Origin of the sequence: Bacillus sp. LK2, assembly GCF_001043575.1 — a bacterium.
Classification (GTDB): domain Bacteria; phylum Bacillota; class Bacilli; order Bacillales; family Bacillaceae_G; genus Bacillus_A; species Bacillus_A paramycoides.
In genome coordinates this window covers 260,141-273,661 of record NZ_LDUK01000006.1, presented here as the reverse complement: position 1 = coordinate 273,661, position 13,521 = coordinate 260,141, and the positions used below count along the sequence as shown (strand labels likewise).

Genomic DNA, 13,521 nt, shown 5'->3' with positions numbered 1-13,521 from the left:
TATAACGGTACGTGTACACTGAGTGAAGTTATCGGTTGTCGTGATGACATCATGGTATATTTAATTTATCAAGGCTTGGATCCATCATTAGCCTTCAAAATCATGGAGTCGGTGCGTAAAGGTAAAGGTGTACCAGAAGAGTGGGAAGAGGACATGAGAAATAACAATGTACCAGGTTGGTATATTGATTCATGTAAGAAGATTAAATATATGTTCCCTAAAGCCCATGCTGCTGCCTACGTACTTATGGCTGTACGTATCGCATACTTTAAAGTACATTTCGCACTTTTATTCTATGCGGCATACTTTACAGTTCGTGCAGATGACTTTGATGTAGAGGCGATGGCGAAAGGTTCAGCATCCATACGTGTAAGAATTGATGAAATTGCACAAAAAGGATTGGATGCAGCGCCGAAAGAGAAGAGTTTATTGACGGTGCTAGAAATGACACTTGAAATGTGTGAGCGTGGCTACTCATTCCAAAAGGTTGATTTATATCGCTCGCATGCAACCGAATTTATTATTGATGGGGATACTTTAATTCCTCCATTTAATGCAGTGCCTGGTCTTGGTACAAACGCAGCTTTCAGTATTGTTGAAGCTCGTAAAAATGGTGATTTCTTATCAAAAGAAGACTTACAGCAACGTAGTAAGGTTTCTAAAACGATTATTGAGTATTTAGATAGTCAAGGTTGTCTAGGAGATTTACCGGATCAAAACCAATTGTCACTGTTCTAATAGGTAGGAAAAGTCTTTGCAAATCAACATTTGCTATGGTATACTATAAACCGAGATAACCATGTCATGTATATTTTGTGAAAAAGAGAGTGGGGAAACCCACTCTTTCGTGTTACTATCTACATTTTATTTCTGTAGATAGTAAAGATATTTCTGTCGTATATACATATTTTGTTACAAGTTTTACTTCTTAAATTTGGTAATACTAAGACAGATATTCCCTGCTTAACGGCAGGGGCTTTTGTTAGCTAACGAGAAAGAATAAGATATACGGTCTTTATGAACGGAATCTTTTCTTGTAAATGGTACATGGCGGCAGGAAGGAGGCTGTTTATGGATAAGAAAGTCACAGAAGTTGTAGAAGCATTTGCGCAGCCAATCGTTGAAGAGTTAAATCTTGAACTTGTAGATGTAGAGTATGTGAAAGAAGGACAAGACTGGTTCTTACGCGTATTCATCGATTCTGAAAAGGGAGTCGACATTGAAGAATGCGGTGCGGTAAGTGAACGTTTAAGCGAAGCTTTAGATAAAGAGGATCCAATTCCTCATCTTTACTTTTTGGATGTATCATCTCCTGGAGCGGAACGCCCATTAAAGAAAGAGAAAGACTTCCAGCAAGCGGTAGGAAAACAAGTGGCAATTAAAACATATGAGCCGATTGATGGTGAAAAGATGTTTGAAGGAAAGCTACTTTCCTACGACGGTACTACAATTACACTACTATTAACAATTAAAACACGTAAAAAAGAAATCCAAATTCCAATGGATAAAGTTGCAAATGCGCGACTTGCTGTTACGTTTTAGTAAGAAGGGGGATCTTCATGAGCACTGAGTTGTTAGATGCTTTGCTCGTATTAGAGTCAGAAAAAGGTATTAGTAAAGATATTATTATTGATGCAATTGAAGCAGCATTAATATCTGCTTATAAACGCAATTTTAACCAAGCACAAAACGTTCGTGTGAGCTTTAACCCAGAAGTGGGAACAATTCAAGTTTTAGCACGTAAGGACGTTGTTGATAATGTGTTTGATCCACGTCTTGAAATCTCTGTAGAAGAGGCGAGACAAATTAATCCAAACTACCAAGATGGCGACGTACTAGAAATTGAAGTAACGCCAAAAGATTTTGGTCGTATTGCAGCGCAAACTGCAAAACAAGTTGTAACACAACGAGTTCGTGAGGCGGAACGTGGTGTTATTTATTCAGAATTTAGTGATCGTGAAGAAGACATTATGGTTGGTATTGTACAGCGTCAAGATGCTCGTTTCATCTATGTAAGCTTAGGAAAAGTGGAAGCTTTATTACCTGTAAGTGAGCAAATGCCAAATGAGCAATATAAACCACATGATCGTATTCGCGTATTCATTACAAAAGTAGAAAAGACAACGAAAGGACCACAAATTTACGTATCACGTACACATCCTGGTCTTTTAAAACGTTTATTCGAAATGGAAGTTCCAGAAATTTATGATGGAACTGTAGAAATTCGCTCTGTAGCACGTGAAGCAGGCGACCGTTCTAAAATTTCTGTATATGCAGAGAATATCGATGTTGATCCAGTAGGTTCTTGTGTAGGACCGAAAGGACAACGTGTACAACGCGTTGTGGATGAACTAAAAGGTGAAAAGATTGACATCGTTCGCTGGTCAAATGATCCAGTTGAATATGTTGCAAATGCTTTAAGTCCATCACAAGTTGTTAAAGTACTTGTAGATGAAGAAGAAAAAGCAACAACTGTTGTTGTTCCAGACCACCAGCTTTCATTAGCAATTGGTAAGCGTGGACAAAATGCGCGTCTTGCAGCTAAATTAACAGGCTGGAAAATTGATATTAAAAGTGAGTCTGATGCGAAACAACTTGGTATTGTGACAGAAGAAGATAGCGTAATCGCATTCGGATTCGATTCAGTTGAAGACGAAATCGAGTAGAGGTGATGAGTATGAGCAATCGAAAAGTTCCGTTACGAAAATGTATTGCGACGCAAGAGATGAAATCAAAACGAGAGCTCGTTCGCATTGTTCGTTCCAAAGAGGGCGAAGTGTCTATTGATTTATCAGGAAAAAAATCAGGACGAGGTGCATATTTGTCAAAAGATAAAGAATGCATTATTCAAGCCCAAAAGAAAAACATTTTGGAACATCATCTAAAAGCGAAAATCGACAGTTCTCTGTACGAAGAGCTTCTTGAGCTTGTTGAGAAGGAGTCGAAATAAGTGTCCGATTGGAAATCGTTTTTAGGACTAGCAAACCGCGCTCGAAAAATCATTTCGGGTGAAGAACTCGTTTTAAAAGAAGTACGAAGTGGCAAAGCAAAGCTTGTATTGCTTTCTGAAGATGCGTCAGCGAACACTACAAAACGTATCATTGATAAAACCACGTACTACAACATACCAATGAGAAAAGTCGAAAATCGACAACAATTAGGGCATGCGATTGGGAGAGACGAGCGAGTCGTTGTAGCTGTGTTAGATGAAGGCTTTGCGAAAAAGCTACGTAGCATGCTCGATACAAATTACCGGGGGTGAAGGTATGAGTAAAATTCGAGTACATGAATATGCAAAAAAAAATAATATCTCAAGTAAAGATCTTATGACAAAACTAAAAGAGATGAATATCGAGGTTTCGAATCATATGACAATGTTAGAAGATGAAGTAGTAAACAAATTAGATAATCAATATAACACTGGAGCGGAAAAACCTTCTGTTGCAGATGAGTTTGAAGTAGAAGAGAAAGTTGTTCGCAGTAAAAAGAACAGCAATAAGAAGAAGAAAAAAGGCAAAGGAAATGAAGACAAACGTCAAGATAACTTTGCTGGAAGACAACAAACGCAAATAGTAGAAACACCAGATAAAATTACTTTCTCTGGAAGCCTTACAGTAGGTGACCTTGCTAAAAAGTTAAGCAAAGAGCCATCTGAAATTATTAAAAAGCTCTTCATGCTAGGAATTATGGCAACAATTAACCAAGATCTAGATAAAGATACAATTGAGTTAATTGCTACTGATTACGGTATTGAAGTAGAAGAAGAAGTAGTTGTAAGTGAAACTGAATTTGAAACATTCATCGATGAGCAAGATGATGAAGAAAACTTAAAAGAACGTCCAGCTGTTGTTACAATTATGGGACACGTTGACCATGGTAAAACAACTTTACTTGACTCTATCCGTAATTCAAAAGTAACTGCTGGCGAAGCTGGTGGAATTACTCAGCATATCGGTGCATACCAAGTTGATGTAAATGATAAGAAAATTACATTCTTAGATACACCAGGTCACGCGGCATTTACAACGATGCGTGCTCGTGGTGCGCAAGTAACGGATATTACAATTCTTGTTGTTGCAGCTGATGACGGTGTTATGCCACAAACAGTAGAAGCGATTAGCCATGCGAAAGCAGCTGGAGTACCAATTATTGTGGCTGTGAATAAAATGGATAAACCAGCGGCAAATCCTGATCGTGTAATGCAAGAATTAACAGAATATGAATTAGTTCCAGAAGCTTGGGGCGGAGACACGATTTTCGTACCAATTTCTGCAATTCAAGGCGAGGGAATTGACAACTTGCTAGAAATGATTCTTCTTGTAAGTGAAGTAGAAGAATATAAAGCAAATCCAAATCGCTATGCAACTGGTACTGTAATTGAAGCGCAGCTTGATAAAGGTAAAGGAACTATCGCGACATTACTTGTTCAAAACGGTACACTTCGAGTTGGAGATCCAATTGTTGTTGGAACATCATTCGGTCGTGTTCGTGCAATGGTAAGTGATATTGGTCGTCGTGTAAAAGTTGCTGGTCCATCAACGCCTGTTGAAATTACAGGTTTAAATGAAGTACCACAAGCGGGCGATCGTTTCATGGCATTCGCTGATGAGAAGAAAGCTCGTCAAATCGGTGAATCACGTGCACAAGAAGCGTTAGTTGCACAACGTGGTGAGAAATCTAAATTAAGCCTTGAAGATTTATTCCAACAAATCCAAGAGGGCGATGTAAAAGAGATTAACTTAATTGTGAAAGCAGACGTACAAGGTTCTGTAGAAGCAATGGCAGCATCACTTCGTAAAATTGATGTTGAAGGCGTAAAAGTGAAAATTATCCATACAGGCGTAGGTGCGATTACAGAATCTGATGTTATTTTAGCTTCTGCATCTAATGCAATTATAATTGGATTTAACGTACGCCCTGATGTGAATGCGAAGCGTACAGCTGAATTAGAGAACGTTGATGTTCGTTTACACCGTATTATCTATAAAGTAATCGAAGAAATTGAATCAGCAATGCAAGGTATGCTGGATCCAGAATTCGAAGAAAAAGTAATCGGTCAAGCGGAAGTTCGTCAAACGTTCAAAGTAACAAAAGTTGGAACAATCGCAGGTTGTTACGTAATAGACGGTAAAATTACACGTGATAGTGGCGTTCGTATTATCCGTGATGGCGTAGTAATTTTCGAAGGACAACTTGATACGTTAAAACGTTTCAAAGACGACGTAAAAGAAGTTGCACAAAACTATGAGTGTGGTATTACAATTGAGAGATATAATGATCTTAAAGAAGGGGACATCATTGAAGCGTACATTATGGAAGAAGTGAAGCGATGATTATCGCTTCACTCTCATTCGAGTGTATGATTTACGATGTGCATTCTTTAAAAGAGAAACGAGCAATTTTGCAACGTGTGTTAACTCGTGTGAAACAGCGCTATAATGTAGCTGTTTCTGAAGTTGGGCATCAAGATGTATGGCAACGTACAGAAATTGCAATTGTTTCCGTATCCTCAAATCGTGTTGTCTGTGAAAAAGAAATGAATCGTGTACTTGAGTATATCGATTCATTTCCTGAAATTGAACGTACGATAACACAATTGGAATGGTATTGAATGAGGTGAAGAATTATGAAATTACGTGCGAACCGTGTAGGCGAGCAAATGAAAAAAGAATTAGGCGACATCATCAGTCGTAAAATTAAAGATCCACGTGTCGGATTTGTTACAGTAACAGATGTACAAGTGAGTGGAGATTTACAAATTGCTACAGTATATATTTCTGTTTTAGGTGATGAAGAACAGAAAGAAAGTACATTAAAAGGTTTAGCGAAGGCAAAAGGCTTCATTCGTTCAGAAATTGGCCAACGTATTCGTCTTCGTAAAACACCGGAAATTTCCTTTGAATTTGATGAGTCTATCGGATATGGTCATCGAATTGATACACTTTTACATGAAATTAATAAAGAAGGTAAACGTGAAGAATAATGGATAGACAATTGTCTATCCATTTTTTCAATGCAAAATAAGTTTTGGATATTTACTATGAAAGAATTATGATGAGGTGAATATATATGGAAGGTGTAGTATTATTACATAAGCCAAAAGGCATGACATCACATGATTGTGTATTTAAATTAAGAAAGATTTTACGTGAGAAACGAATTGGTCATACGGGAACATTAGATCCGGATGTAACAGGAGTATTACCTATTTGTGTTGGACGAGCAACGAAGATTGCACAGTTTTTAACGAGTGAAACGAAAACATATGAAGGTGAAGTGACATTAGGATTTTCAACAACAACTGAAGATGCTTCTGGTGAAGTTGTGGAAACAAAAAATGTTGACCGTGTTATTACTCGTAAAGAAGTAGAAGGAGTTCTTGCAGAATTAACAGGTACGATTGAACAAATGCCTCCGATGTTTTCAGCTGTAAAAGTTAACGGGAAAAAATTATATGAATATGCAAGAGCAGGACAAGAAGTTGAACGTCCAGTTCGTACAATTACAATTCATGAATTTGTATTACTTGATGAACATGAAGTTTTTGAAGGGGAAAACGTTTCATTCCGTTTCCGTGTAACGTGTAGTAAAGGAACATATGTAAGAACGCTAGCAGTAATGATTGGTGAAAAACTTGGTTTTCCATCACATATGTCTCACCTTGTAAGAACAGCATCTGGTGAATTTTTACTAGAAGATTGCATATCATTTGAAGAAATTGAAGAAAACGTGCAAAATGGAACAGTAGAGTCTATTTTCATCTCAATTGATGAGGCGCTAAGTAAGTTTCCAAAAATGGTTGTAGATGAAAAGCAAGCAGAGAAAATAAAAAATGGTATGTTCTTAAAGAATGAATTAGAAACAACAGCACCATTTATTACAGTATTTGATAAAAATGATCGTTGCTTAGCAATTTATGAGCACCATCCAAAACACCCTGGTATGCTAAAGCCAATGAAAGTACTTGTGAATAATCAAGAACTAAAGCTATAATGAATTATTGGAAGGATTATTACAGAAAAAGGTGAATTCAAGCGTGAAACTTATTCATTTAACTCATCCACATGAACAAAATAAAATAGAATTACCACCTACTGTAATGGCATTAGGATATTTTGATGGCATTCATTTAGGACATCAACGTGTAATTCGAACAGCGAAAAAAATAGCGGATGAAAGAGGATGTAAAAGTGCTGTCATGACGTTTCATCCACACCCATCTGTTGTATTAGGAAAAAAAGAAGCGCATGTGGAGTACATTACACCGATGCGCCTTAAAGAAGAAATCATCGCAAGTTTAGGAATTGATATATTATATGTGGTGAAATTCGATGAACCATTTGCTGGATTATTGCCACAACAGTTTGTCGATGATTATATTATTGGTTTAAATGTAAAGCATGTAGTAGCAGGCTTTGATTATTCATATGGACGTTTAGGAAAAGGGAAGATGGAGACTTTACCATTTCATGCAAGAGGGGAGTTTACACAGACCGTGATCGAAAAAGTTGAATATCAAGAAGAAAAAGTAAGTTCTACTTCATTACGAAAGTTAATTCGAAATGGCGAAATGGAACAAATTCCATCTATTTTAGGAAGAGCATACACGGTAGAAGGAACAGTTGTGCACGGTGATAAGCGTGGACGCCAAATTGGTTTTCCGACTGCAAATGTAGGTTTAAGTGATGAATATTTGTTGCCACCTGTAGGTGTATACGCAGTAAGGCTGAAAGTTCATGATGAGTGGCATGATGGCGTATGTAATATCGGATATAAACCAACTTTCAAAGAGAATGAGCGTCAATTATCGATTGAAGTACACCTATTTGAATTTAATAAAGACATATATGAACAAAGTGTTACAGTAGAGTGGCACATGCGTATAAGAGAAGAAAAAAAGTTCAATGGTATTGATGAGTTAGTTGCACAAATCGCTCGGGATAAAAAAGTTGCCCAAGAATATTTTGCGAGCGTAAAGAATACACTTGCTTTTTCAAATGAAAAGTAGTATTCTATGTTATGTACTTTATGACAACCATTGCTTGGCATTGCGACTCACCGACGCTTGCTAGGTAATTGGGGGTTTAATTAATAGGAGGTGAAATAGGATGGCTTTAACACAAGAGCGTAAAAATGAAATCATTGCACAATTTAGAACTCATGAGACTGATACTGGTTCTCCAGAGGTTCAAATTGCTGTCCTAACGGAGCAAATTAACACTCTAAACGAGCACTTACGTACTCACAAGAAAGATCATCATTCACGTCGTGGTCTATTAAAGATGGTTGGTAAACGTCGTAACTTACTAACTTACCTTCGTAATAGCGATATCACACGTTACCGTGAATTAATCACAAAGCTTGGCTTACGTCGATAGTCAAAGAAGCGGGAATATTCCCGCTTTTTTGTTAGGTAAAAATATATCTTCTACGCTTTATAGCTTACTTAATTTTCGGCAATACTAGAGGTAGAATATTGTGATATACTATCCATTTACATAGAAGAATTGAATACTTTAAATTGAGAGGGGTACTTAAATGAGTCAAGAAAAGCAAGTCTTCTCGATAGATTTAGCTGGTCGCCAGCTAACAGTTGAAACTGGTCAGCTTGCAAAACAAGCGAACGGAGCAGTATTAGTAAGATATGGCGATACAGCGGTTCTATCTACAGCAACTGCATCAAAAGAGGCTAAAAATGTAGATTTCTTCCCACTTACAGTAAACTATGAAGAGCGTTTATATGCAGTCGGAAAAATTCCAGGCGGTTTTATTAAACGTGAAGGTCGTCCAAGTGAAAAAGCAATTTTGGCAAGTCGTTTAATCGACCGTCCAATTCGTCCGCTTTTCGCAGATGGTTTCCGTAACGAAGTACAAGTTGTCAGCATTGTAATGAGTGTTGATCAAGATTGTTCTTCTGAAATGGCAGCTATGCTTGGTTCTTCATTAGCGTTATCGATTTCAGATATTCCATTTGAAGGCCCAATCGCTGGTGCAACAGTTGGTCGTATTAATGGCGAATTCGTTATTAATCCAACAGTAGAACAGCAAGAACAAAGTGATATTCACCTTGTTGTAGCGGGTACGAAAGATGCAATTAACATGGTTGAAGCAGGAGCAGATCAAGTACCTGAAGAAACAATGTTAGAAGCAATTATGTTTGGACATGACGAAATTAAACGTCTGATTGCATTCCAAGAAGAGATTGTACAAGCTGTAGGTAAAGAGAAATCAGAAGTGAAACTTTACGAAGTTGATGCTGATATTAATCAAGCTGTACGTGAAATGGCTGAGAAAGATATGCATTCTGCAATTCAAGTGCATGAGAAACATGCACGTGAAGATGCAATTAACGAAGTGAAAAAACGTGTAATTGAGCATTACGAAGCTCAAGAAGCTGACGCTGACACATTAGGACAAGTAAATGAGATTTTATATAAAATTGTAAAAGAAGAAGTACGTCGTCTTATTACAGTGGAAAAAATCCGCCCAGATGGTCGTAAAGGTGATGAAATTCGTCCTTTAGCATCAGAGGTTGGTATTTTATCTCGTACACACGGTTCTGGTTTATTCACACGTGGACAAACACAAGCATTAAGTATTTGTACATTAGGTGCATTAGGCGATGTGCAAATTTTAGATGGTCTTGGTGTAGAAGAATCAAAACGCTTCATGCACCATTACAATTTCCCATCATTTAGTGTTGGTGAAACAAGACCGATGCGTGGACCAGGTCGTCGTGAAATTGGTCACGGTGCACTAGGAGAACGTGCTCTTGAGCCTGTAATTCCATCTGAAAAAGATTTCCCATACACAGTACGTCTTGTATCTGAAGTATTAGAATCAAATGGTTCAACTTCACAGGCAAGTATTTGTGGTAGTACTTTAGCAATGATGGATGCTGGTGTTCCGCTTAAAGCTCCAGTTGCTGGTATTGCAATGGGTCTAGTTAAATCTGGTGAGCATTACACAATTTTAACTGATATTCAAGGTATGGAAGACCATTTAGGCGATATGGACTTTAAAGTAGCAGGTACAGCACAAGGTGTAACTGCACTGCAAATGGATATTAAAATCGATGGTTTATCTCGTGAGATTTTAGAAGAGGCATTACTACAAGCGAAAGTTGGTCGTATGCACATTCTAGATCATATGTTATCTGTTATTGCAGAGCCACGTACTGAATTATCAGCTTACGCTCCAAAGATTATTACAATGACAATTAACCCAGATAAAATCCGTGACGTTATTGGACCAAGCGGTAAACAAATCAATAAAATTATTGAAGAAACTGGTGTTAAAATTGACATCGAGCAAGATGGTACAGTATTCATTTCTTCAATAAATCAAGAAATGAATGACAAAGCGAAGAAAATTATCGAAGATATCGTTCGCGAAGTACAAGTAGGTGAAATCTACGAAGGAAAAGTAAAACGTGTCGAGAAATTCGGTGCTTTCGTTGAATTATTCAGCGGTAAAGATGGATTAGTTCATATTTCTGAACTTGCACTTGAGCGTGTAGGTAAAGTAGAAGACGTTGTGAAAATCGGTGATGTGATCACAGTTAAAGTTATCGAGATTGACAAGCAAGGTCGCGTGAACCTATCTAGAAAAGTATTGCTAAAAGAAGAGCAAGAAAAAGAAGCTGCTAAAGAAGAAAATAAACAAGAGCAGCAATAAGTAAAAGCCAGTTTAACTGGCTTTTTTTGTTATGTAAAAAATGTGATTCATATAGATTTTTATGTGAGTATAGGTATAGTTTTCATCATAACGCTCAAATTAACAAAGATAAGAAGAAAATGGTTTCTTTTTTATAGTTAATGGGAGGGTTTTTTATGAAAGTTCGTATATTGGCATACATATTTATATTTTCTTTATATGTGGGTTTTGGCTCTTATTCAGTCTTTGCACAGGATAGCTTGTATGAAGAGATTCGAAAGCATGCAAAACAGTACGAGATCTTGCCGCAAAATGCGATGATTGATAAGATTTGGAAAGCGACGCCTGGGTATAATGGAAGACAAGTGGATATAGAAGCGTCCTATAATAATATGAAGAAGCTCAAGAAGTTTGATCACAAACAACTTGAATTTAAGGAAGTATCACCAAGTGTCCACTTAGCAGATTTATCACCAGCTCCCATTTATCGAGGACATCCAAATAAAAAAATGGTGGGATTAACAATTAATGTGGCCTGGGGTAATGAGTATTTGCCACGTATATTAGAGATATTGAAAAAACATGATGTGAAGGCGACTTTCTTTTTAGAAGGGCGTTGGGTGAAAGAAAATTTACGATTTGCAAAAATGATTGTGGATGCAAATCAAGAAGTAGGAAATCATTCTTACACACATCCTAATATGAAAACGCTATCTGCGGATGAAATACGAGATCAATTACAAAAAACGAATCGAATGATAGAAGCAGCTACGAATCAAAAAGTGAGATGGTTTGCCCCGCCAAGCGGAAGCTTTCGGGATGAGGTAGTAAAAATAGCGAATGATTTCCAAATGGGGACGATTATGTGGACTGTAGATACAATTGATTGGAAGCGTCCAGAACCGGATGTACTATTGCAGAGAGTAATGCGAAAAATCCATCCAGGTGCTATTGTGCTAATGCACCCTACTTCATCTACAACAGAAGCGTTAGATACTATGATTAAAAATTTGAAGGAACAAGGATATAAAGTGGGGAATATTACAGAATTACTAGATGAAAAACGTGTGGATTAAATACATTTGCATGACATTCATCTGTAAACTTGTTATCATTAAACAATAGCAATTATTTAGAGAAACTGGCAGTAGGAGGAAAGTTTTTGATTAAAAAATATACTTGTAAAAATGGTGTAAGAATTGTTATGGAGAATATACCAACTGTACGCTCGGTTGCGATTGGGATATGGATCCATGCAGGTTCAAGAAATGAAAATGAAAAAAATAATGGAGTTTCGCACTTTTTAGAGCATATGTTCTTTAAAGGGACAGAAACGCGAAGTGCAAGAGAGATTGCAGAATCATTTGATAGCATTGGCGGACAAGTAAACGCTTTTACTTCAAAAGAATATACATGTTACTATGCGAAGGTGCTAGATGAGCATGCTAAATATGCTTTGGATGTATTAGCGGATATGTTCTTTAACTCAACATTTGATGAGGAAGAACTGAAAAAAGAGAAGAATGTCGTATGTGAAGAAATTAAAATGTACGAAGATGCTCCAGATGATATTGTGCATGATATGTTAACGAAAGCAACATATGAAACGCATCCGCTTGGATATCCTATTTTAGGAACAGAGGAAACGCTTGAAACATTTACAGGTGATACGTTACGTCAATATATTAAAGACCACTATACACCTGAAAACGTAGTTGTATCAATTGCTGGAAATATTGATGAAGCATTTGTTCAAACTGTGGAACAATATTTCGGTAATTACGAAGGAACAACAAATCGTGAACAAGTACATAGCCCAATTTTCCACTTTAATAAAGTATCACGTAAAAAGGAAACAGAACAAGCTCATTTATGTTTAGGATATAAAGGCTTGCAAATGGGACACGAAGATATTTATAACTTAATTGTATTGAATAATATTTTAGGTGGTAGCATGAGTAGCCGTTTATTCCAAGAAGTACGTGAACAACGTGGATTGGCATACTCAGTATTTTCTTACCATTCTTCTTATGAAGATACAGGTATGTTAACGCTTTACGGTGGAACAGGCAGTCAACAATTAGATACACTGTATGAAACAATGCAAGAAACGTTAGATACGTTAAAAAATACAGGTATTACAGAAAAAGAGCTTGTTAATAGTAAAGAACAATTAAAAGGAAACTTAATGTTAAGTTTAGAAAGTACCAATAGTCGTATGAGTCGTAACGGTAAAAACGAACTGCTTCTTCGTAAACATCGTTCTCTTGATGAGATTATTGAAAGTGTAAATACTGTAACAAAACAAAATGTAGACGAATTAATTCGCAACATGTTTACCGATGAATTCTCTGCAGCACTTATTAGTCCAGATGGAAAACTGCCAAAAGGAATGAAACTTTAATCGGTTTTGTAATTCATTCGCTTTTGGAAATAACCGTATCTCTTTTATATGAGATACGGTTATTTTTTTTAGATATGCAGAATAGGTACTTATTATAGGATAACCTTCATGAAAAGTAGGATAGGGGGAGATTTAATGCGTTTAAGTGAATTAAGTGGCAAAGAGATTGTGGATTTAGAAAGAGCAGAAAAAATGGGAGTTTTAGGTCATACAGATTTAGAAATTGATGAGAGAGATGGACAAATACAAGCGCTTATTATACCTGTTGGGAAATGGGGAGGTTTTAAAAGAGAACAGCAAGAAATGAGAGTAGAATGGAGCAAAATAAAGAAGGTGGGACATGATATGATACTTTGTGATCTTACGAACCATTCAAAATCGGAGTGAAAGATGACCATTTTGGTTGTCTTTTTTTATTTTTATATAAAGTGAAACTTTAATCAGTGGGGGTTTTGTCCGTC

The 13,521-nt window shown here is 36.9% G+C and carries 15 protein-coding genes; all 15 read left to right on the top strand.

Annotation, left to right across the window (positions count from 1 at the left end; translation table 11 throughout):
* Nucleotides 1-738: helix-hairpin-helix domain-containing protein (locus VK90_RS07440; protein WP_048371632.1), on the top strand; the 738-nt coding region annotated here is incomplete at its 5' end.
* A gap of 333 nt (nt 739-1,071) precedes the next feature.
* Nucleotides 1,072-1,542 carry a ribosome maturation factor RimP gene (rimP, locus tag VK90_RS07435; protein ID WP_000359095.1) on the top strand — a complete coding sequence of 157 codons (471 nt, stop codon included), beginning with the start codon at nt 1,072-1,074 and terminating at the stop codon, nt 1,540-1,542.
* A 17-nt stretch (nt 1,543-1,559) separates the two neighbouring features.
* On the top strand, nt 1,560-2,666 hold the full coding sequence (nusA, locus tag VK90_RS07430) for a transcription termination factor NusA (RefSeq protein WP_002173086.1): 1,107 nt from the start codon (nt 1,560-1,562) through the stop codon (nt 2,664-2,666).
* A gap of 11 nt (nt 2,667-2,677) precedes the next feature.
* Nucleotides 2,678-2,950 carry an RNase P modulator RnpM gene (gene rnpM, locus VK90_RS07425; protein WP_000071123.1) on the top strand — a complete coding sequence of 91 codons (273 nt, stop codon included), beginning with the start codon at nt 2,678-2,680 and terminating at the stop codon, nt 2,948-2,950.
* Nucleotides 2,951-3,262, top strand: coding sequence for a YlxQ family RNA-binding protein (locus VK90_RS07420; protein WP_001286519.1), 312 nt, complete (start codon nt 2,951-2,953; stop codon nt 3,260-3,262). It begins immediately after the preceding gene.
* 4 nt (nt 3,263-3,266) lie between these two features.
* Entirely contained in the window at nt 3,267-5,333 is a 2,067-nt protein-coding gene (infB, locus tag VK90_RS07415; RefSeq protein WP_048371629.1) for a translation initiation factor IF-2, read from the top strand.
* Nucleotides 5,330-5,611 carry a DUF503 domain-containing protein gene (locus tag VK90_RS07410; RefSeq protein ID WP_017151268.1) on the top strand — a complete coding sequence of 94 codons (282 nt, stop codon included), beginning with the start codon at nt 5,330-5,332 and terminating at the stop codon, nt 5,609-5,611. Before infB ends, VK90_RS07410 begins: the two co-directional genes overlap by 4 nt.
* A gap of 15 nt (nt 5,612-5,626) precedes the next feature.
* Nucleotides 5,627-5,983, top strand: coding sequence for a 30S ribosome-binding factor RbfA (gene rbfA / locus VK90_RS07405; protein ID WP_000776443.1), 357 nt, complete (start codon nt 5,627-5,629; stop codon nt 5,981-5,983).
* A gap of 86 nt (nt 5,984-6,069) precedes the next feature.
* Complete coding sequence (gene truB / locus VK90_RS07400; protein WP_048371625.1) at nt 6,070-6,993, top strand: tRNA pseudouridine(55) synthase TruB; 924 nt, start codon at nt 6,070-6,072, stop codon at nt 6,991-6,993.
* A gap of 43 nt (nt 6,994-7,036) precedes the next feature.
* The gene (gene ribF / locus VK90_RS07395) at nt 7,037-8,008 is read left to right on the top strand and encodes a bifunctional riboflavin kinase/FAD synthetase (RefSeq protein ID WP_002173083.1); all 972 of its coding nucleotides are present in this window, start codon (nt 7,037-7,039) and stop codon (nt 8,006-8,008) included.
* 100 nt (nt 8,009-8,108) lie between these two features.
* Complete coding sequence (gene rpsO / locus VK90_RS07390; RefSeq protein WP_001229392.1) at nt 8,109-8,378, top strand: 30S ribosomal protein S15; 270 nt, start codon at nt 8,109-8,111, stop codon at nt 8,376-8,378.
* Nucleotides 8,379-8,538: 160 nt separating this feature from the next.
* The gene (gene pnp / locus VK90_RS07385; RefSeq protein ID WP_048371622.1) at nt 8,539-10,677 is read left to right on the top strand and encodes a polyribonucleotide nucleotidyltransferase; all 2,139 of its coding nucleotides are present in this window, start codon (nt 8,539-8,541) and stop codon (nt 10,675-10,677) included.
* A 155-nt stretch (nt 10,678-10,832) separates the two neighbouring features.
* Nucleotides 10,833-11,732 (top strand): polysaccharide deacetylase family protein, encoded by a 900-nt coding sequence (locus VK90_RS07380; RefSeq protein ID WP_048371620.1) that lies wholly within the window; start codon nt 10,833-10,835, stop codon nt 11,730-11,732.
* Between the two features lie 86 nt (nt 11,733-11,818).
* The gene (locus tag VK90_RS07375; RefSeq protein WP_002173079.1) at nt 11,819-13,060 is read left to right on the top strand and encodes a M16 family metallopeptidase; all 1,242 of its coding nucleotides are present in this window, start codon (nt 11,819-11,821) and stop codon (nt 13,058-13,060) included.
* A gap of 135 nt (nt 13,061-13,195) precedes the next feature.
* Nucleotides 13,196-13,447, top strand: a complete 252-nt coding sequence (locus VK90_RS07370) for a YlmC/YmxH family sporulation protein (protein ID WP_048371618.1) — start codon at nt 13,196-13,198, stop codon at nt 13,445-13,447.
* Nucleotides 13,448-13,521 lie beyond the last annotated feature (74 nt).